This is a genomic window from Sphingobacterium prati (assembly GCF_013167215.1).
GTDB lineage: Bacteria > Bacteroidota > Bacteroidia > Sphingobacteriales > Sphingobacteriaceae > Sphingobacterium > Sphingobacterium prati.
The window spans coordinates 1,218,221-1,240,141 of sequence record NZ_JABJWY010000034.1 but is presented as its reverse complement, the minus strand read 5'-3'; the positions used below and the strand labels follow the sequence as shown (position 1 = coordinate 1,240,141).

Annotated in this window: 10 protein-coding genes; all 10 read left to right on the top strand. The window is 46.7% G+C overall.

Translation table 11 applies throughout. The annotated features are described in order from the left end of the window. The first annotated feature begins 41 nt into the window (after positions 1-41). The 10 genes from HPC41_RS15355 to HPC41_RS15310 all read left to right on the top strand — a co-directional run bounded on the left by HPC41_RS15355 (position 42) and on the right by HPC41_RS15310 (position 21,920). Positions 42-3,965: a hybrid sensor histidine kinase/response regulator transcription factor gene (locus HPC41_RS15355; RefSeq protein ID WP_172394827.1), complete on the top strand. Its 3,924-nt coding sequence runs from the start codon at positions 42-44 to the stop codon at positions 3,963-3,965. Between the two features lie 158 nt (positions 3,966-4,123). Then, a complete protein-coding gene (locus tag HPC41_RS15350) occupies positions 4,124-6,697 on the top strand; it encodes a hypothetical protein (RefSeq protein ID WP_172394826.1) in 2,574 nt (857 codons plus the stop codon). A gap of 158 nt (positions 6,698-6,855) precedes the next feature. Next, positions 6,856-9,840, top strand: coding sequence for a SusC/RagA family TonB-linked outer membrane protein (locus tag HPC41_RS15345; protein ID WP_216660769.1), 2,985 nt, complete (start codon positions 6,856-6,858; stop codon positions 9,838-9,840). A gap of 45 nt (positions 9,841-9,885) precedes the next feature. After that, complete coding sequence (locus tag HPC41_RS15340; RefSeq protein WP_172394825.1) at positions 9,886-11,451, top strand: RagB/SusD family nutrient uptake outer membrane protein; 1,566 nt, start codon at positions 9,886-9,888, stop codon at positions 11,449-11,451. A 79-nt stretch (positions 11,452-11,530) separates the two neighbouring features. After that, entirely contained in the window at positions 11,531-12,583 is a 1,053-nt protein-coding gene (locus tag HPC41_RS15335) for a DUF5111 domain-containing protein (RefSeq protein ID WP_172394824.1), read from the top strand. A 35-nt stretch (positions 12,584-12,618) separates the two neighbouring features. Further along, complete coding sequence (locus HPC41_RS15330; RefSeq protein WP_172394823.1) at positions 12,619-13,647, top strand: glycoside hydrolase family 53 protein; 1,029 nt, start codon at positions 12,619-12,621, stop codon at positions 13,645-13,647. 64 nt (positions 13,648-13,711) lie between these two features. Next, positions 13,712-16,186 (top strand): glycoside hydrolase family 2 TIM barrel-domain containing protein, encoded by a 2,475-nt coding sequence (locus tag HPC41_RS15325; protein WP_246250695.1) that lies wholly within the window; start codon positions 13,712-13,714, stop codon positions 16,184-16,186. Positions 16,187-16,385: 199 nt separating this feature from the next. Next, complete coding sequence (locus HPC41_RS15320) at positions 16,386-16,973, top strand: RNA polymerase sigma factor (RefSeq protein ID WP_172394822.1); 588 nt, start codon at positions 16,386-16,388, stop codon at positions 16,971-16,973. A 95-nt stretch (positions 16,974-17,068) separates the two neighbouring features. Then, positions 17,069-18,238 carry a FecR family protein gene (locus HPC41_RS15315; RefSeq protein WP_172394821.1) on the top strand — a complete coding sequence of 390 codons (1,170 nt, stop codon included), beginning with the start codon at positions 17,069-17,071 and terminating at the stop codon, positions 18,236-18,238. Between the two features lie 226 nt (positions 18,239-18,464). Next, positions 18,465-21,920: a SusC/RagA family TonB-linked outer membrane protein gene (locus HPC41_RS15310; RefSeq protein ID WP_172394820.1), complete on the top strand. Its 3,456-nt coding sequence runs from the start codon at positions 18,465-18,467 to the stop codon at positions 21,918-21,920. The last annotated feature ends 1 nt before the right edge of the window (position 21,921 follow it).

The following is a 21,921-nucleotide window of genomic DNA, read 5'->3' as shown; positions in this document are numbered from 1 at the left end:
CGATGGGGAATTAAGTAAGTTTGTAGTATAGCACGTATACCATGCATTCTTTTTATTTCTATTGTTTATTTGTCAGTTCGTTGATCAGTAGTTCCCTCCTCGGGCAATCACTGGATCACCCTTCTTTTCGGAATATTTCGTTGGGGACGAATGCAAATACGGTGCATTCCTTTGCGCAGGATAGTTTGGGAATGCTCTGGCTGGGCAGCAACAATGGACTTTTTAATTACGATGGTTATTCTTTACAGGCGCTCACAGGGGCCAAATCTCCTTTTCAGACCTTTGTCTACTGCATTGCGCTGATAGACGGCAAGCGCTTTGCGCTGGGTACCGGACAAGGTGTATTGCTCTACAATTACCAGGAAGATCGCTTTGAGTCTTTTCCGGCGGGTGGGCCTTCGGATGTCAGGGCTTTACTCCGCGTAGGCGATAAATTGTGGATCGGGGCCATCTCCGGTTTATACTGCTATGATATCGCGACGCGTCAGCTCGTGGATTATGGCAAATCTAACCCTAAAAATAAGATCAAAACTGCTGTATACGCGCTCGATCAGGTGGGGGATAGACTTTTGATCGGTACGTATAATGGGCTCTTTGAATTGAACCCTGCCCAAAAAGAGGTTTTACCGTTGGAACTGCCTGATTATAGACAGGGGAGTAATCAATTTGTGAATTCAATATTTACCATCAAGGAATCTGCCAAAACCTTTATCGGTACGGAATACGGCCTGTACCTGTATAAAAATAGCACCCGTACGCTCCAAAAGACCCCGGTGCTGCAAAATCATCCGATCAAGGCGATGACCTCCAAGGACAAAAATACCCTGCTCGTGGGGACGGATGATGGGCTTTTTAGCTATCAGCTGGATAAGCAGTTGGTCAGTCGGATCAAACATGATTCGCGCAATAGAAATTCACTGGCCAACAATATTGTATGGAGTATCTTCAAAGACCGATCGGAAAATATATGGCTGGGTACCGATCTCGGCTTTTCCTTATGGTCAAACCGCAAGGTGGAAAAAATATTACCCATCTACCAATTGACGTCTAGCAGCGACGGCAACCGTTTTTACAAAATTTCAAAGGACCGCAAGGGCTGGTACTGGCTGGGCGGAGATAATGGCTTGATCCGTATCCATGGATTGGGCGACCGCACTTCGGAAAGCTTTTGGTATCGCATGGATGCCAAGGACTATCGTCTGGCACATAACCGTATACGGGATATCTATGAGGATCATAGCGGTTTGGTGTGGATTGCTTCTGACGGTGGAGTGAATGTTTTTGATGTCCATAGCCAGCAATTCAGAAATTTTACGATTGTGGATGCCAGTGGGCGGAGAAATGCAAAGTGGGCGTACGATATCCTGGAGGATGAAGCGGAGAATCTGTGGATTGCCTCTTATATGGGTGGGATATTTGTCGTCAACCGAAATACGCTATTGGAAACAAAGGGACCAATCACCGCTGGCAAAAATTTTAGCAAAGCGGATGGGCTTTTGGAAGACTTTGCCAACCAGATCGTCGACAATGGCCGGGGCAAGATGTTGGCCTTATTTTATAATAAGGGTATCAGTAGCATCGATAGGGTCACCGGCAAGATAAGCGAGTTGAAAGATAGTGCCGGGCATTCGTTTGCGCAGGCGACCTTTATGCTGAAAGATAAACAGCATACCCTATGGGTAGGCGAACACGGTGAGCTAAGACAGATCAGCGCAGATGGGAAAAATAAACGGATTCGCTTTGATCCTGTCGGTAGGGGTGAGGTCACGGCCATGGTCGAAGTGGATGATGATATTTGGGTGGCGACGAACGCTGGGGTCTGGCAGATCAATAAGCGAAGCCTCAAAGCCGAACTACTACGCTATGGACAGCGGATTTCATCCATGTATTACGATGCCGAACGGGCTGAGGTGGTGCTCGGGGGAATTGATGAAGTGGTGTTACTGCCTGCGCAAAAGGAGCTTGCGGGTACGGACCGATCAAAAAAGATCGTACTTACCGCAATGTATATCAACAACGAGCTGTTTGGCAATTATGGCTATGGATTGCGTTATCGGAATGAAATTACGTTGGATCACGATCAGAACAACCTTAGGCTTGAATTTTCGGATTTGGACTATGGGAATCATCTTGGCTATCGCCTGGCCTACGCCTTTAAAGGTCAAAACGAAACATGGATCCCTATGGAACGTGGCGATAATAAGGTGCTGCTATCCAACTTAAATTCAGGCAGCTATGATCTGCAATTGGCCAAAGTGGATATTGCTGGCCATGTTGTTTCTGAAATCTATACCTATCATATCCAGATTCGCTATCCTTGGTATGCCTCATATTGGGCCAAAGGTGTGTATGTACTGATCGCTGGCTGTTTGTTGTTTTGGATCGTCAATTTTTTCCGGGTGCGCAATACCTTGAAATGGGAGCGGCGGGAGCGACGGAAGGTGCTCGAGCTAACAAAGATGAAAATGGACTTTCTGGCAGCCATATCGCATGAGCTAAAAACACCATTGAGCTTAATCCTGGCGCCCGTGAGCCAACTGATGCGGCAGACAAAAAACAGCGATAAAAAGAAACAGCTGGATGGCGTGCACCGAAATGCCTTAAAAATCAGTCACCTGATTCAGGAACTCATGACCTTTGATCGGGTGGAGCAGCAGGAAACACCGCTGCAGGGACTGCTTACCTCACAGATTGACCTCGTGCCTTATGTCAGGCAGATCACCGAAGACTGGCAGCAGCTCCCTGAGTATAATACCCTCTCCATTCGCTTTGATAGTGATTTGGAAAGTTTTTTTGTACAAACGGATGTTGCCAAACTGGGATCAATCGTCAATAACCTGCTCGCAAATGCCTGCAAATACAACCGGCCGAATGGAAGGGTGGATGTTTCCCTGCAGAAAATGGATACCGGGATACAACTAGTCGTGGCGGATACCGGAATTGGTATCGCTGCGGATGAGCTGCCTTATGTTTTTAGCAAATTCTACCGCTCTTCCTTAAAAGAGGTGAGCGGGGTGCAGGGGACTGGGGTCGGTCTTTTCTTGGTCAAAAGCTATTGTGATCAGTTGGGCTGGAACATCGGGATTGCAAGTAATCAGGAGGGCACCAAAGTGACACTTCACTTGAAATTGGCGCGCATAGACGATACGGACAGTGAGGATAATCCCAAGGCAGATACGGGAAATCCTGATCGGGGCGACAAACGTAAACTGCTGATCGTCGAGGATAATGCTGAACTTGCTGATTTCTTGGTAAAGGCTTTACAAACTACTTATGATTGTAGCATTGTGGGGGACGGCCGTCAGGCGCTGCATTTGATCGATGGACATACCTTTATGCCTGATATTGTCATCACGGATGCCATGATGCCCAATATGGGTGGAATTGAAATGGTCAGAAAGCTTCGCCAAAATACAGCGACTGCAACAGTACCGATCGTTCTGCTGACCGCACAGCATGATGATCTGATCCAGCGCGAATGGGTGACGGCCGGAATAGATGCCTATATGACCAAACCTTTTGATTTGGAAATCCTCAGGATCCAATTGCTCCAGCTGTTGGACAGAAAAGAAAAACTTGTAACACAATTGCGTATCGACGAAATCAGCAAACCAGCAGAGCCCCTCGCCGTGCAATCGCCAGATGAAAAATTCCTGGCGCAGGTGACACAGCTCATCGAAGAGCATATTGATGATTCTGAATTTTCGGTCCAACGCCTCAGTGCCCTGACGGATGTAGCCGCCAAACAGCTTTACCGCAAGATCAAACAATTGACAGGCTATACGCCGGTGGAATATATCCGCAGCATCCGCATCAAAAAAGCGGCCTTATTGCTGCAACAAAAAAAGTTTACCGTGGCTGAAGTCATGTATATGGTCGGTTTTTCCAATGCTTCATATTTCTCAAAATGCTTTCAGTCGGAATTTGGCATGCCGCCAAAGACTTATATGGATAGCTTTGTGTAAATTGTTGATATTTAGTTTGTTTTGGTCTTGTGTCCAAATTGGACAAGCGAAAATGTCTAATTTGTGTTGTTCTTTGTCCGATTTGTGGCTTTAAAAGATCGTGTCGATTGATAGGTTTGCAATAGTAATAACCAGAAAATTATAAATCGATACAATCCATGCGTGTAATTATTTTATGCTGCTTTGCTCTTTTCGGGTATATCAAATCCTATGCACAGATTAAGGTCAACAAAAAGGTGCCAACGGTGTTTGTCGACCCTCAGGGTGTGATGCGTTGGTCTGACTCCAAGGCGGAGGCTTCCTTTTATGGTGTCAACTATACCGTCCCTTTTGCCCATGCTTACCGCGCGCTGCGCGAAAAAGGTATTGACCATAAGCAGGCCATTGACCGTGATGTTTACCATTTTGCCCGGTTGGGGTATAATGCTTATCGCATCCATATCTGGGATGTTGAAATCTCGGATAAAAATGGCAATCTGCTCAGTAATGAGCACCTGGACCTGCTGGACTATTTATTTTTTAAACTCCAGCAAAAAGGGATCCGTATCCTGATTACGGGCATGACCAATTTTGGCAATGGTTATCCGGAACGAAATGAAAATACGGATGCATTCACCTACCACTATGATAAATGCCAGGTACATGCCAACCCCGAGGCTATTGCTGCTCAGGAGCGGTATATCGGACAATTGCTGCGCCATGTCAACCCTTATACTGGCCAGTCCTATCTGGAGGATCCGTATGTCATCGGATTTGAAATCAATAATGAACCTTGTCATACGGGGGCTGTACAGACCACCTCGGCCTATATTGCGCGCATGGTTGCAGCAATGAAGAAAAACGGCAATAGAAAGCCGATATTTTACAATGTCAGCCATAACATGGAACATGTTTCCGCTTACTTCAACGCCGATATCCAGGGCACCACCTATCAATGGTATCCTGTAGGACTGGTGGCGGGGCGGCAACGTCAAGGGAATTTTCTGCCGTATATCGATCAATATGCTATTCCATTTTCAAACCTAAAGGGCTTTGCCAATAAAGCGAAGGCGGTCTATGAATATGATCCTGCGGATAATCTATACAGCTATATGCACCCTGCAATGAGCCGTACCTTCCGTTCGGCTGGATTCCAATGGATCACCCAGTTTGCTTACGATCCAATGGACATCGCAGCCTACAATACCGAATATCAGACACATTATCTCAATTTGGCCTATACTCCTGCAAAGGCGATCAGTACGATGATTGCTGCCGAGGTGGCTTATCATATACCAAGAAACCAAAAATTTGCGCCCTATCCGCAAAACACAACATTTGGGGATTTTCTGGTCAGCTACGAACAGGATCTCTCGCTGATGAATACGCCCCACAAGTTTTTTTATAGCAATGACACCAGGGTCAAGCCGGTACAGCCGGAAAAGCTACGGCATATTGCTGGCCATGGATCTTCTCCTGTCGTAAACTACGCGGGCTCGGGTGCTTATTTTCTGGATCGTCTGGAAGATGGACTATGGCGCTTGGAGCTGATGCCGGATGCCGAAAAAATTGCGGATCCCTTTGCCAAGCCCTCGCTCAACCGTGAGGTCGTGCATATCCTATACCGGCCGCAAGAGATCGCTATCCGGATCCCTGATTTGGGCGAGCGCTTTACAGTACGGCCGCTTTCGGGGCAGCATGACGCCACAAAGGCTATTGCCGTAGATGCAACGACTTTTGTGGCGCAGCCTGGGGTCTATCTCTTACAGGGTAAGGACGTACAGCTGCATACGAACTGGACCGCGTCTTCAACGTGGAAAAATGGCCGTCTTGACGAATACCATGCGCCGAAAACCGAGCCGCTGAAGCAGCCGATCTTGATCCATCAGCAACCGGAAGTATTGGAAAAAGGCCGTTCGGCAAAATTGCAGTTCCGCCTGGTATATGAGCAACAGCCTGACTCGATCCTATTACAGACAGATCAGGTCTCGTTTTGGAAAGACAATAATCCCTACATCAAACTGGTTGCCAAAGACCATGATCAGTATGAAGCGGAAATACCGGCATCCTGGCTATCGGGAAATGAATTGAGATATACCGCTACTGTATTCGTCGGTGGAAAACAAGTGACCTACCCGGATAATCGTGCCGGTGCTCCGCTCGATTGGGATTATAGCGTCAATCGGTATTGGACGGTTGGATTGTACGAACAGCATGCCCGGATTCCGTTGTTCGAATCGCTTGACAAGGAATCTTCTTTCGAAAGCTTTGCGATTCCCGAAACGGCTCATATGACTTCGGTGCGGCAACAGCAGGATTTGGGGCAGATCCCCGTTTGGACGTATACGTTCCAGGCAAAGGATCCCGGAGCTCAATATTTTTGGGTAAAGGATATTAAAGCAGTGGCGCAGGGAAGGCCTGCGGGACTGGCTGCTGCCAAACAGCTTTGCATTTTGTTGAAGCATACGGGGCAAAGGGCTGCACTCAAAGCTGGTTTTGTGACAAAAAAGGGATATACGTATATGAAAGATATTAGGATTGATTCGGCAGAAACAGCTGTCCGGATCCAGCTAGCGGATCTGCAGCTTGTGCCTACAGCTTTGTTGCCTGCGCCTTATCCCGCCTTTCTCGAACGATTTTTTAAACCGGTTGTTCCTGCTGAGTTTGACAGCATGGATATCGAAAAGCTGATCGTTTCGGGCGAGCAGATGGAGGGGCTATCTTTATCCATTGGTGCCGTATGGCTGGAGTAGCCGGACAATTAGCAGGCAATTAGCTGCAGTGGTCATACAACCTGGCGGGCAATCGGCCAGCGATCTGGTTGAGCAGCCTGGCAGCAATATCTGTAGGGGCGGGCGGCGCCGGAATAAGTGAAAAGAAACTATTATAAACGAATATAAATCTAAATAAAATGAAGGGTTTTGCATTTAAAACAAGTTTATTGGGCTTGTCATTGCTATCCTGTCTTGGGGAAACGCAGCTACAAGCAGCAACGAATGCAGAGAGCAGGTGGATCGGGTTGATGCAACAACAGGATGTCCGCGGTGTGGTGCGTAATGAGCAAGGACAAGCGATGGCGGGGGTCACGGTTTTGGTGGCTGGAACGACGGTGGGCACTTCCACAGCAAGTGACGGTTCTTACCGCATTGCTTTACCGAAAGGGAAATCGCAGCTACTATTTTCCATGGTAGGCTATAGCAGCCAGACCTTGACAGTGACGGGTATGACGCTGAACGTTAACATGCTGCCGGCCGGAAATGTTTTGGAGGAACTGGTGGTGGTGGGCTACGGCAGTACAACAAAAAAGGACTTGACTGGTGCGGTCAATACCGTCGGGAGCAAGGATTTTAATGGTGGACTGGTGGGCTCTCCCGAGCAGCTGATCAATGGTAAGACGGCTGGCGTGCAGGTGATGTCCAACAGTGGTTCGCCTTCTTCTGGAAGTACCATACGGATCCGCGGTGGTGCTTCATTAAGCGCGAGCAATGATCCATTGATCGTGTTGGATGGTGTTCCCTTGGAGACGGGTGGAATTAGTGGCAACAGTGGCAATTTCCTGAGTTTGATCAATCCCAATGATATCGAAAGCATGACGGTGCTCAAAGATGCATCTTCTACAGCGATCTATGGATCGCGTGCCTCAAACGGTGTATTGCTGATCACGACAAAAAAAGGAAAGGGCGATGCACTTCGGCTGTCTTTTTCGTCTATCGTATCCATGCAGCAGGCGCTGGGGGTAGCTGATATGATGTCGCGCAATGAGTTCGCCGAGCTGATCAATAGCAAGGGGACAGCAGCACAGAAGGCTTTACTGGGCAATAGTTCAACCGATTGGTTGTCTGAGGTATTTCAGCAGGCGATGGGTACGGATAATAACCTGAGTTTGCAGGGAAAGATGGGTAAGGTCTTGCCTTTTCGTGCCTCGGTGGGGTATTATAACCAGCAGGGTACCTTGCGGACGGACAAAACGGAACGGATGACAGGTGCATTGGTCGTTAACCCTTCATTTTTCAATAAACACTTGACCGTAAACCTGAATGTCAAAGCTGCACGGAACAACAACAGCTTTGCCAATACCGACGCCATATGGTCTGCTGTGGCTTTTAATCCCACACAACCGATCTATTCAGGGGTGGATGCCTACGGGGGCTATTATGAGAGCCTGGATAATGCTGGTCTGCCGGCAACAGGGGCCAACCTCAATCCGCTGGGGCTGCTCCAGCAGGAAAAGCACCGCAGTAGGGTCAATCGGGCCGTAGGTAACCTTGACCTCGACTATAAATTGCATATGCTGCCGGAATTAAAAGCGCACGTAACCTTGGGATATGACTATGCCAAAGGAAATGGGTCCAACCTGATCCCGGCAAGTGCTGCGAATAATTTTACGATCGGTGGTGCCTTTGACCGCTACGAGCAGACGCTCAAGAATAGGTTGTTTACCGGCTATTTAAATTACAATAAATTCTTTTCGGACATCAAGAGTACAATTGATGTCACCGCAGGCCATGATTATCAATATTGGAGCGCAAGGCGGCCGCCGATCGTGTACTATAATGAGGCTGGCGATAATATACGCTCTACGGCAATTGCATCGGACGAACGTCATACCTTGATCTCCTGGTATGGTCGGATCAACTACAATTATGACAGCCGCTATTTGCTGACGGCCACTATTCGAAAGGATGGAACCTCGCGCTTCAGTCCCGAAAACCGCTGGGGAACATTTCCCTCGGTTGCCTTGGCCTGGCGCCTTTCGCAGGAGTCTTTCATGAAAGGAATCTCCTTTTTGGATGACCTAAAACTTCGGGCAAGCTATGGCGTGACGGGACAGCAGGAGGGGATAGGGAATTACGAATATCTGCCGGTTTATAATTTGGGAACGGCTTACGCACAATACCGCTTTGGCGATCAGTACCATCTGGTGTACCGCCCGTCGGTGTATAACCGTGATCTGCGCTGGGAAACGACCAAGGCTTTTAACTACGGTTTGGATTTTGCCCTGTGGAAGAATAGGATCTCGGGCTCGGTGGAGTACTACACGAGAAAAACGCATGACTTGCTGGCCAATGTCCCCGTAGCCGCAGGAACAAATTTTGACCAGAATGCCACCATTAATGTGGGCAATGTGGAAAGCCGCGGCTTTGAATTCCAATTGAATACCGTCCCGGTAGAAAAGGATAATCTGCGTTGGGAAGTTAATTTCAATGCGACCAACCAGCATACAAAAGTGACTAATATTGCCTTGGTACAGGATGCGAATGCTGTAGGGACCTATGTGGGTCCGAATGTCAGTGGCCGGGGGATTCAAATCCTGACGACTGGCTATCAGCCAAACATGTTCTATGTCTATAAACAGTTATATAATGAGGCGGGCAAACCCCTGGAAGGCGTTTATGCTGACCTGAATGGGGATGGGGCTATCAATGAAAAGGATCTGTACCGTTATCAGTCTCCAGCCGCAAAATGGCTGTTTGGCTTCAATACGCAATTGACGTATAAAAAATGGACTGCAGCAACCACCCTGCGGGCAAATGTCGGAAACTATGTGTTTAACAATACCAAAATGAATCTGAGTGCCTGGGAGACGCTGCAATATGTGGACCCGGCGATCAATAACTTACATCGTGACTATTTCAACACTGGTTTTCAAACAAGGCAATATTATTCGGATTACTATGTCGAAAACGCATCGTTCCTCCGCATGGAAAACCTTTCGGTGAACTACAATTTTGGCAAGGTCGGAAAGATCTCTAGCCTACGGGTGGGTGCGGTGGCACAGAATGTCTTTATTGTGAGCAACTATAGTGGAATGGACCCGGAGGTTCCGAGTGGATTTGACAGTTCGTTCTATCCACGCTCGCGGACGTTTTCGTTAAGCCTCAATTTGGATTTTTAAGCGGTACCTGAATAAAGATAAATAGTTGAAAAACAAATGAAAAGGATGAAAAAGATAAGAACATATTGTTTTGGATTGCTGAGCATGATTTTGCTGCTGCAGTCCTGCACAAAAGATTTGAACCAATATCCTACGGTGGAGACGACTTCGGAGTCGGTATACACCTCGGTGGATGGCTACCGGGCTGTGCTTGCCAAATTATACGGCTCGTTTGCCGTTGCGGGCAATGGCCGTGGGGATGCCGATCCGGATATGGCGAGTAGCACCGCCTCCTGGGGATACCTTCGGGTGTACTTTAACTTACAGGAGGTGCCCACAGATGAGGTGATCTATACCTGGGCAGGTGGAGACAACATGACCGATATCCAGTACATGACCTGGGGTGCTTCGGATACATGGGTGAATGCGATGTATTACCGGATTTACTATACGGTAGCGATCTGCAACGAGTTTTTACGGAACGCAACAGCGGAAAAATTAGCGGCTTTCAGCCCGGCTGAACAGGCTCAAATCACTGCCTTTGCGGCCGAAGCACGTTTTCTGCGTGCATTAGCCTATAGTCATGCCATGGACCTGTATGGAAATGTTCCTTTTGTAACAGAAAAGGATCCGGTAGCGGCATTTTTCCCGCCAAGGATGACAAGGGGCGAGCTATTCGCATTTATTGAAAAAGAATTGACCGAAGTAGCTACGCTGCTGCCGGAAGCACGTCAGAATGAATACGGGCGTGTGAGCCGTGCTGCGGCATGGTCTTTATTGGCTAAGAATTATTTGAATGCAGAGGTCTACACGGGCACTGCGCGCTATGCGGACTGCCTGAATTATGCCAAGAAAGTAATCGACGCCGGATACGCCCTACATGGCAATTACAAGCAGCTGTTCAATGCGGACAATGACAAACGCACCAATGAGATCATTTTTCCGATTCAGGCTGATGTGGCGCATACGACGACCTGGGGTGCCACCACTTATCTGGTCAATGGCCCGATTGTAGGCAGCATGAAAGCATCAGATTATGGTGTGCTGTCGGGTTGGAACAGTTTCCGAACCTTACGTGAATTTGTCGCCTTATTTCAGGCGCAAGATAAGAGGGGGGATTTTTGGAAAAATGGGCAATCACTGGATGTGGAAGATCCGGGGGCGTCAAGCCAAGGCTACGGAATGGTTAAGTTTACGAATTTGAACGATGATGGCAGCTATAAGACGGATGAAGGATTGGTGAGCACTGATTTTCCGATGATCCGCCTGGCTGATGTCTATCTGATGTATGCTGAAGCGGTATTGCGTGGCGGTGGTGGCAGTGTACAGGAAGCGATTACGCTGGTCAACCGTCTTCGTGAACGTGCCTACGGAAATGGGGCTGGATCTATTGATCAGGCGCAGCTGACACTGGATTTTATCCTGGCGGAACGGGGCCGGGAATTGTTCTGGGAATGCACGCGCCGTACAGACCTGATTCGGTTTGGACGATTTACCGGCAACGTGTACCTCTGGCAATGGAAAGGTGGTGAAATAAATGGGCGCAGTGTGGATGCTAGATTTAACCTGTATCCAATTCCGACGACAGATATGAGCGCAAATCCCAATCTGGTACAAAATCCGGGCTATTAATGGTTGAATTTGGTTAACGAAAAAGAAATAGGCCAAAATTGGATATTCCATATGGCCTTTTAAAGATAAATTTTGACACATGAAACAATTGACACTCTATATCTTGGCATTGTTCTTCGTGGCCTGTAAAAAGGAAGGTGGAATGCCTGCCGTCACTGGCATCAGGCCAGCGGTGTTGCACAGCAGTACGCAGGACCTTACCTTAAAGGCCACGGATCGAAAAGCTGTCGCGCTGCAACTTGTATGGGATGAGGCGATCTTGCAGAGTGCGGCGCCAATGCCGCAGTCGGCGCTGAAAAATAAGATTGAGATAGCTGCTGACGCTTCTTTCTCAACCCTTGCCAAAAGCATTGAACAGGAGGCCAGCGCAATCAGTTATACCCATGAGCAGCTAAACAGTCTTGTATCGGGTATGGGATTTGTACCCGGCGAGAAAAAAGCGCTTTATGTCCGCATTGCCTCGCGGCTCGGAGCCAATACGGATTGGCTTTACAGCAACGTGGTCTCCATTGCGGTTACCGCCTATGCTCCCATCCAGGAGGCTGCTTATCTCTATCTGGCGAATAAGGAGTTGAACCAATTTTCTTGGAAACTGTGTTCGCGCAAAGAAGATGGGTTTTACGATGGATTTGTGCGACTCGATCAATGGTATAATTTTTATTTCACAAACGAAGAAAGTGCAAATGCTTCGCTGATCTATGGTTCTTATCCATTGGACGGCAGCCAATATATCCTATATAGCGGGGCAGACCGTTGGAACTGCTGGACGAGCCAAGGTGGCTACCTGTACCTAACGGCTGACGTCAATAAGATGAGCTGGAAGGAAACTTCCGTGGAGTCGCTGGCAGTGACCGGTGATTTTAATGGTTGGAGCGCTACGGCCACTCCAATGGCTTATGATCAGACGGCAAAGGTATGGAAAGCGACAATTACAACTACGGCCGCCGAACAATGGGGCATTAAAGTATTGATCAATGGCAGCTGGACCTGGTTTTTCGGTGCAGCGGAAGCTGAGGGCAACTGCGCATTGTATACGGCTGATGGAAGTGGATTTGCCTACGATAAGGTGGGTACGCATACCCTGATCCTTGATCTAACTGATCCAAAGCAATTTAAATATCATGTGGAGTAGTCTTTTAGGCTATAACACGCTAAAAAAAGGATGTAATGAAAGCACTAAAAATAGGGATGGCACTAGGCTTGATGGGTTTGTATTTTGGCCTGTCAAGCTGCAGCGACAAGGATAATCTTGTACCTGCTGAAAATACAACGCATTTGGCCAAAGGCGCGGATGTCAGCTGGATGACGGAAATGGAGGCTGCCGGTGTGCAGTTTTTTAACGCCGGGGGGACAGCGGTGGACGGGCTCAAGTTACTGCATGGACTGGGAATGGATGCGGTACGTCTGCGGGTATGGGTAGATCCCGAACGTGGCTGGTGTAATCAAAATGATGTATTGGTCAAAGCACGTCGGGCCCACCATTTGGGGATGCGTCTCATGGTGGATTTTCATTACAGCGATAGCTGGGCGGATCCGGGGCAGCAAACAAAACCTGCGGCCTGGAAAGGATTGTCATTTGATGGCTTAAAGAAGGCCGTAAGCGACCATACGACTGCGGTATTGCAATTGCTGAAGGACAATGGTATTGAGCCGGAATGGGTACAGGTGGGTAATGAAACCGGAGATGGGATGCTGTGGGAGGAAGGCAGAGCTTCGGTCAGCATGGCCAACTATGCCGCTTTGAACAATGCGGGCTACGACGCGGTGAAGGCTGTTTTTCCAGCGGCTAAAGTGATCGTACACCTCCATAACGGCTACGACAATGCGCTGTTCCGCTGGATGTTTGATGGGTTGAAAAATAATGGCGGAAAATGGGATGTGATCGGGATGTCACTGTATCCATCAAAAGATAATTGGAAAGAACGTAATACTGCCTGTATCAGCAATATCAAAGATATGATCGCACGCTACAACGCGCAGGTAATGATCTGTGAGGTGGGCATGAGCTGGGATGAGGCAGATACGGCCGAAATCTGGCTCAACGATCTTTTTAGTGCAGCTGAGGCAATCCCTGAGCAAAAAGTGCTGGGCATATTTTACTGGGAGCCCCTGGCTTACAACGGCTGGAATGGTTATACCTTAGGCGCCTTGGATAATAATGGACGGCCGACAAAGGCATTGAATCCATTTAAATAATAGTATATTTATACGCTTTAAATAGCGAACGATCCAGCTTAAACGACAGACGACAAACACCTGAATGATGAAATTACTGCATGCTACTTACTTTCTGTTCCTTTGGTTCTTTTTTATTCCGACGCAATCACAAGGACAGCTCACCCGAAATTCATTTTTACTGGAGAAAAACTGGCGTTTTTTTCAAGGTGAGGTCGATCGGGGCGAGTCCACTGCACTGGATGATGCGGCTTGGCAACATGTTACTGTGCCGCATGACTGGGCTATTTATGGGCCTTTTGACCGTGCACACGATTTGCAGGATGTGGCTGTAACACAGAATGGGGAGAAGAAGGCTTCCGTAAAAACGGGCAGGACAGGTGGTTTACCGTATGTCGGTGTGGGCTGGTATCGCAATCAGTTCGATATCCCTCAATTTGACGCCAATAAAAAACGTGTGGTCCTGAAATTTGATGGTGCCATGAGTGAGGCTCGGGTCTATATCAATGGTAAAGAAGCGTGTTTCTGGCCATACGGCTATAATGCTTTTCATTGCGATGTGACTGAGCTGTTGCATGCCGATGGAATGAACAACAAGCTCGCTGTGCGCTTGGAAAATAAAGCGCAGTCCTCGCGCTGGTATCCGGGAGCTGGACTCTACCGTAACGTCCATGTGATCGTTACCGAAAAGGTGCATGTGCCGGTCTGGGGCACTTATATAACGACGCCCTTTGTGTCGGATAGCATGGCTTCGGTGAAACTTGAAACTAGTCTGCAAAATGCCGATGGCAAATTGCTGCGGATGGTGACAGCCATCATTGACGCGAAAGGGCGGGTGGTGGCGCAGAAGGAAAATCAACAAAAAATAAACTATGGCAAGCCTTTCGTGCAAAATTTTGAGGTGACGAATCCTGCATTATGGAGCCCAGAACATCCCAATCTGTACCGGGCATCAACACAAGTATATGTCGATGGCAAATTGACGGATAACTTTGAAACCCGTTTTGGGATTCGGGAGGTCCGTATCATTGCGGATAAGGGATTTATGCTAAACGGTAAAATTCGAAAATTTCAGGGGGTCTGCAATCATCATGACCTTGGTCCCTTGGGGGCTGCAATCAATGTCTCGGCCTTGCGCTACCAGTTGCAGTTGCTCAAAGATATGGGCTGTGATGCCATTCGGACGGCGCACAATATGCCCGCTCCGGAATTAGTGGCCCTCTGTGATGAGTTGGGCCTGATGATGATGATCGAACCTTTCGACGAATGGGATATTGCCAAATGCAAGAATGGTTACCATCGCTTTTTTGGAGAATGGGCAGAACGCGATATGGTCAATATGATCCATCATTTTAGAAACAATCCTTCGGTGGTGATGTGGAGCATCGGAAATGAAGTACCGACGCAGTGTAGTGCCGATGGGTATAAGGTTGCTTCATTTTTGCAGGATATCTGCCATCGTGAAGATCCTACGCGGCCCGTTACCTGTGGGATGGATCAAGTGACCTGTGTGCTTGAAAATGGTTTTGCCAGTCTGCTGGACGTCCCTGGGCTCAACTACCGTACGCACCGTTATGGAGAAGCGTACGCCAAATTGCCACAAAACCTTGTGCTGGGTTCGGAAACGGCCTCAACGGTGAGTTCCCGTGGCGTTTATAAATTTCCGGTCTTGAAAAAGGGAGACATGCTGTATCCCGATCATCAGTCTTCTTCCTATGATATGGAACATTGTTCCTGGTCAAACTTGCCGGATGAGGATTTTGCATTGGCCGAAGACCATCATTGGACCATGGGTCAGTTTGTCTGGACGGGTTTTGATTACCTCGGCGAACCATCGCCTTACGATACGGATGCCTGGCCCAACCACAGTTCAATGTTTGGTATTATTGATCTGGCAAGCATACCCAAGGACCGCTACTACCTCTACCGCAGCCTTTGGAATAAAAATGAACATACCTTGCACATACTGCCACATTGGACATGGCCTGATCGTGTGGGCCAACAAACTCCTGTATTCGTTTATACGGATTATCCAAGTGCCGAATTATTTATCAACGGTAAGAGCCAGGGGATACAACGCAAAAGCAAAGCATCAATCGAAGCACGTTATCGCCTGATGTGGATGAATACGGTTTACGAGCCCGGGGAAATCAAGGTGGTGGCCTATGATGAAAATGGAAAAACCGCAGATGAGAAAATTGTACGGACGGCGGGAAAACCCTACCAGATAAAAATGGAGACTGTGCACGGCACGATTGCTGCTGATGGACGTGCGTTGGCTTATATTCGTGTCAAGGCGGTAGACAAAGATGGAAATTTGTGCCCTCATGCAAACGAACTGGTACAATTTGACGTAAAAGGAGCGGGTACATTCAAGGCCTTGGCCAATGGCGATCCGACCAACCTCGAGGCTTTTCATAAGCCACAGATGCACTTGTTTAACGGACAGCTTACCCTGATCGTGCAGGCTGCCGAAGAGGAAGGCAAGATTCAGGTACAGGCGCAAAGCAAAGGCCTAAAAAAAGATGTATTGCTGGTTAATGCCGTTACCGCACCTTAAGGGCTGGGTTTTATTTTATGCTTCGTTTGGATTATTAGGCGAAAGGTGGGTGGCCAATGGCAATTGCTGTTGGCCCAGTGATCCTGTGTACCCGGAGATAAGGTTTAGAAACTTGATAGGTTGTAAATTTGGAGTTTTACCTGTGATTAACTACCTTTAGAGACCTAATAAAAGCATCGATTTGAAAAGCAATGGTCTCGTGGATACTTCAATAATTAATCGCCTCAAGGATGGAGATGAATTAGCTATGAAGGAATTGATCACGAAATATAAAAGCACTTTAGCGCAGTCGATGATGCGTATCCTTAAGTCGCAAGAAGAAGTAGAGGATCTGCTGCAGGAGCTCTTTATCCGTATTTGGACACATAGGCAGGAGATCAACATTGAGCTGTCTTTTCATGCCTTTTTATATCGGATCGCGGGCAATTTGGTCTACGACAGATTGCGTAAATTAGCGCATGAAAAACGTCTTGTTGCAGACTATTTTACGCACCTTACTGAAGTTTATTCCCATATCGAGGAAGGGGTTTTCAATCAGGAAACGAAAGATATTTTAAATCAGGCAATTGATCAGTTGCCAGCGCAGCGCCGACGTGTCTTTATACTTTGTAAGATTGAAGGCCGAAGCTATGAAGAAGTAAGCCGCTTATTGTCAATTTCGGTGGCAACAGTAAATACCCATATTACAAACGCAAATACGACACTTAGAAATTATTTTCAGCAGCGGCCGGATTTATCTTTCCTTATAGTGCTGGCATTGCTTTCAGCCAAAATGTTGCACGCTTAACAATTTCTTAAACCTAATTTTATATTTTCTTTATTTTTTTTTGAATTCACTTCATTGGTTTTTCATTTCCAAACGTATATGTAAGAAAAGAACGTATGCAACACCCTAGATTTGAAGAGCTGTTCAATAAATATCTGAACGATACGCTAACCAAGGATGAAATGTTAGAACTTCAACTTTTGTTGGCATCGGATGACCAGGAGCAAAGTTTGCGTTCGTTGATCGACAATGAAATGGCGGCCAATGTGGAAGAGTATCCACATGTTGAACTGAATTGGTTTACAGAATTGGAAACTAATGTATTGGCAAATATAAGAAGCACTCGATCTAAAACGCGCTATTTAAACTGGAATTGGAAGAAAACGGTAGCTGCAGCGGCGCTCCTAGTGGTCAGTATCGGAGCCTCCCTATTGATGCTGTTACGTTTGGATAACGATGAACGAAATACGATAAAACCGGGTACGAGTATTGCCTCATTACGGCTTGCCGACGGAAGAGAAATTGCGCTCAGCAATAAACACGAAAGTATTGTTTTTGGTGATGAGCTCATGTATGCAGACGGAGCTTCCATCGAAGGTTTGGAAAGCCATGAATCGGTACATCAGGACATGGTAATCACAGTGCCAAAAGGTGGTACCTACCACATCATGTTGGCAGATGGGTCCAAGATCTGGTTAAATTCGGACTCCAGATTGACATATAAAATCAGAAGTAAAGACCAACCTAGAGAATTGGGCCTGGAGGGTGAGGCATTTTTTGAGGTGGCTACAAGCTATATTTTTCAGAACAACAAGCGGATCAAAGTACCTTTTCTCGTTAAGACACCTGCTCAGACGGTACAAGTATTGGGTACAGCATTTAATATTTCGGCCTATCGGGGTGAAGCTACGCGGACTACTTTGGTCGAAGGCAAAGTGGCTATTAATCTGAAAGGCAACAAAAAGTTACATCAACTGCAACCCAATCAACAGGCTATTGTTCAGAATAACAGCATTTCTTTTGTTCCGGTCGACCCAGTGAATTATGTCTCATGGAAAGATGGCACATTTACATTCTCTGATGAAGACTTAAATCATATTTTAAATCAAATAGGCCGCTGGTATAATGTACAGGTGGAATATGAGGATGAAAGTCTGCGAAAACTGAAGTTTGAAGGGGTATTACCCCGTAACCAGAATTTAAGCTTTGTATTGGAAGCCTTAGCGAGCACGGGCGAAGTCCAATTTACTGTCAATTCGAATACTGTATACGTGAAAAGAAAATAGATTTTATAAACCAAATACCCGATAGCCTATGAAGTGAACAAAAGCGACAAAAAAGATAACGTATGGACCGTAAAAATAATCAGGAGCGTTGGAGCGCTCCCGATCATTAAGTTAGCCGTTATCAAACCATCTTGAAAACTCATTTAATACCTAACTAACCAAACAAATGTATAAAATAATTAAAAAAGATGTGCATCGGCTTTTTAGTCGAACGAAACCCTACATTATGAAAATTTCACTGACAACCATCAGCTGCTTTTTGGTCTGTCTACAGATAAGTGCTACGGCTCTCGCGCAAAAGGTGACACTGAAAAACAAGAGCATCACACTCAAAGAGGCTTTCCGCGAAGTCAATAAGCAAACTGGCTACCATTATCTGTGGTCTGCAAAGCGGGTCAATAGCAATACCCGAATTGCCATTGATATAAAAAACATGGAGTTGGACCAAGCTATCCGGCAGATTATTCATGGTTTACAACTAAGCTATAAGATACAGGGTAAGCTCATCACAATCAGAGAAAGAGAGAATAGCTCAACAGGAGCTAATCCGGTGCAAATAGGCGATAATGGACAACAACAGATGATAACAGTTAGGGGCCGCGTGGTCGATTCGCTGGCTAAGCCCCTAATTGGCGTGACTATCAGGGTCCTTTCGGCAAATAAACGTGTTATAAAGGAATCTAGATCGGATAGCCAGGGAGAAATCAATATCGAAAGCGTACCAAAACAAAGTTTTTTGGAAATATCGTTGCTTGGCTATCGGCGCCTCAATCTGGCTGCGACTGAAAATATAGGTACCATCAGGATGGATGTTCTTGCTGAAAGCCTCGAGGAGCTTGTCGTGGTGGGGTACATGACCAAACGGGCTTCTGAAGTGACCGGCGCGGTACAATCTGTCAAGGGTGAGGAACTTCGTAACAGTGTCAGTACCCCCAATGTGCTATCGATGCTTAAAGGGAAAACGACCGGTCTATATATTACGGAGAGTACCGGGGAGTCGGGGGCAAAAGGGCAGGTGATTGCAAGGGGGCAATCGTCAATGACCACCCCTACAAACAATTACCTCGGTCCATTGATTGTTGTCGATGGTGTGATCACCAATTATCAGTCCTTACAGGATGCCGTTAATCCGGCTGATATTGAAGATATCAGCGTGCTTAAAGATGCTGCATCTACAGCTATTTATGGATCCCGGGCCGCCCAGGGGGTCATTGTCGTGACTACGAAACGGGGACAGGCTGGTAAAAGCACAGTCGAAGCGAGGGTGCAGGCTGGGGTAATACAGCCAGTAAGGGACATCCGGTTTATGAATACGGCCGAACTTATTGATTTTATGGATACACAGATGAAACGCTATTGGGAGCAAACTCCTTCCATACGGACGACATTTCCGAACGTTGCTGATTTTATTCGCGAACGCCGCGTCTATACGGATGAAGATCGTACCCGTAATTTCAATTGGGAAGATAAAATTTATAGCAATGGAAATTTTACCAATACGGAGGTAGGGGTACGTCATGGTACCGATAAAACTAAATTTTATATGGGAGTCGGTTGGTTTAAGGAAAATGGAGCATTATATGATAATGGGTTTGATCGAAAAAATATAAGATTTAATATTGACCATGCTATTTCAAGTAAATTACATGCGCGTATCAATGTAAGCTCTATCATCGACCGGACAACCAGACGCAATGGGCTGCCGGAATTATATATGATTCAGCCATTTATGTATCCGTATGATAATGCCGGCAATCTGTTGGACAGTCTGCCGGTGCGACAGTCGAGTAATTATGGACCTGCTTACACAACATGGACGCAGAATTTTCTTGCGGAAACGGGCTACGATAATACGAGGCTGACAAAGGTACAAAATCATTTAGCCAGCATAAGTCTGCGGTATAATATACTTCCTTTTTTAAGCGTTCAGACTTCCAACTCGCTCAATTTTGTAGGTACCAATGTCAATTCTTACTTGGACCCACGTTCATTTTCTGGAAAGTATGGTGGATACCCTTATTTATTCTCTTCGGCAAGTGCGGTTTTACCCAATGGCACCCTGGAAATTGACGATACTAAATTCGTTGACTATCTCACGTCCAATACATTGAATTTCAACAAGACAGTCGGCGGTAATCACGTTATCAGTGCATTGGTAGGGCAAGAATGGGGCAAAAGAACGACAGAAATCATGGACATAGATATGTATAATCTATTGCCCAATGAGCGGAATATGGGGGGCGCACAAAATTTCGGCAGTGCGATCAATGTGGCATATGGATTTCCTTATAGACCGACGGGAAATTATCAGGAACGTGCCACCTTTTCGGTGTTCGGGCAGGCTGACTACAGCTATGCAGGCCGCTATATGGCTTCGTTCTCCGTTCGTACAGATGCGACGACCAATTTTGGACGCGACAAACGATACGGTACTTTTTATTCGTTCAGTGGCGGATGGAATATATCCAAAGAAAACTTTTTTAAAAATATTAAGGCGATTGATAATTTGCGCCTTCGCGCTTCTTATGGTACATCGGGTAGAGACCTGGGCGACGGATACCTAAATACTACATTTTATTCGGAGACAGGTCGATATGAGCAGGTCGATAATATCGGCGCGGTGATCACGCAATTGGCTAATCCGATGATATCTTGGGAGACACTTCACAACAGCAATGTTGGTCTCGATATCGCTGTTTTAAATAATAGGATCAATTTGTCTGCGGATATCTACCACAAGCGTAGTGATGGTCTTTTACAACAGGTCAGTTTGCCCTCTGCACAAGGTGCATTAGCCCAATATCAGAATGTTGGACAGATCGTTAACCGGGGTATCGAAGTATCGTTGACCACGCATAACGTAAAGTCTACCAATTTCAACTGGCATACCAGTTTTAATTTTAGTTATAATAAAAATAAACTTACCAAACTGTATCAGGACTCGCTTTTGGATTCATATTCGAGATCATATTACCGAAAAATTGGCGAAGATATCAATGTGATCAAAGCGATTCAATTTGCAGGCATCAACCCTGAGAATGGTAATATGCAGCATTATAATTTTGATGAAAGGGGTAATAAGATAGTCGTGGAAGGTATTGGACAAGTGAGCAATTTGGCCAACTGGCAAAGGGTGGGGCAGGCTACGCCACGCTTTTTCGGTGGATTTACCAACAGCTTTCAATACAAAAATTATAGCTTAAATGTAGAGTGGTGGTTTCAGGTGGGCAACTATACACAGATGTCTTTAGTGAATAATTTTCAGGCCCCAACTGCGCCTAGGCTTGGCCGCAATAATGTTGTTTTTGCCGATAATCAGCATATCTGGCAAGGGCCCGGGGATACGCAAGCGAATTATCCTGATGTATTCAGCACCGATCCGAATGCGTGGACTGCACTCACTTATCGTTCATCCAAAATGTGGGGAAATGCAAGCCATGCCCGTTTGCGTAATGTCAGGTTTACCTATAGCTTACCGACTGGACTGTTAAAAGCCTTGAAGCTAGCCCGCGCAGATGTTTTTGTTAGCGGCGATAATTTATATGTGATCAAGCACAAGGATTTTGTGGGCGTAGATCCGGAAGGAGCAGTCTTAGGTGGGGTAAACACAAGCTATGGTGGCGCGGGTACCGGTTTTGCCAATCCAAGAAGGTTTTTATTCGGGATGCAGCTGACATTTTAAT

What these genes read in the sequence shown, in the direction of transcription:
- HPC41_RS15345 (WP_216660769.1), top strand. Translation starts at nt 6,856, where the DNA reads ATGAAGGGTTTTGCATTTAAAACAAGTTTATTGGGCTTGTCATTGCTA.
- HPC41_RS15335 (WP_172394824.1), top strand. Translation starts at nt 11,531, where the DNA reads ATGAAACAATTGACACTCTATATCTTGGCATTGTTCTTCGTGGCCTGT.
- HPC41_RS15315 (WP_172394821.1), top strand. Translation starts at nt 17,069, where the DNA reads ATGCAACACCCTAGATTTGAAGAGCTGTTCAATAAATATCTGAACGAT.
- HPC41_RS15325 (WP_246250695.1), top strand. Translation starts at nt 13,712, where the DNA reads ATGATGAAATTACTGCATGCTACTTACTTTCTGTTCCTTTGGTTCTTT.
- HPC41_RS15340 (WP_172394825.1), top strand. Translation starts at nt 9,886, where the DNA reads ATGAAAAAGATAAGAACATATTGTTTTGGATTGCTGAGCATGATTTTG.
- HPC41_RS15355 (WP_172394827.1), top strand. Translation starts at nt 42, where the DNA reads ATGCATTCTTTTTATTTCTATTGTTTATTTGTCAGTTCGTTGATCAGT.
- HPC41_RS15330 (WP_172394823.1), top strand. Translation starts at nt 12,619, where the DNA reads ATGAAAGCACTAAAAATAGGGATGGCACTAGGCTTGATGGGTTTGTAT.
- HPC41_RS15310 (WP_172394820.1), top strand. Translation starts at nt 18,465, where the DNA reads ATGAAAATTTCACTGACAACCATCAGCTGCTTTTTGGTCTGTCTACAG.
- HPC41_RS15350 (WP_172394826.1), top strand. Translation starts at nt 4,124, where the DNA reads ATGCGTGTAATTATTTTATGCTGCTTTGCTCTTTTCGGGTATATCAAA.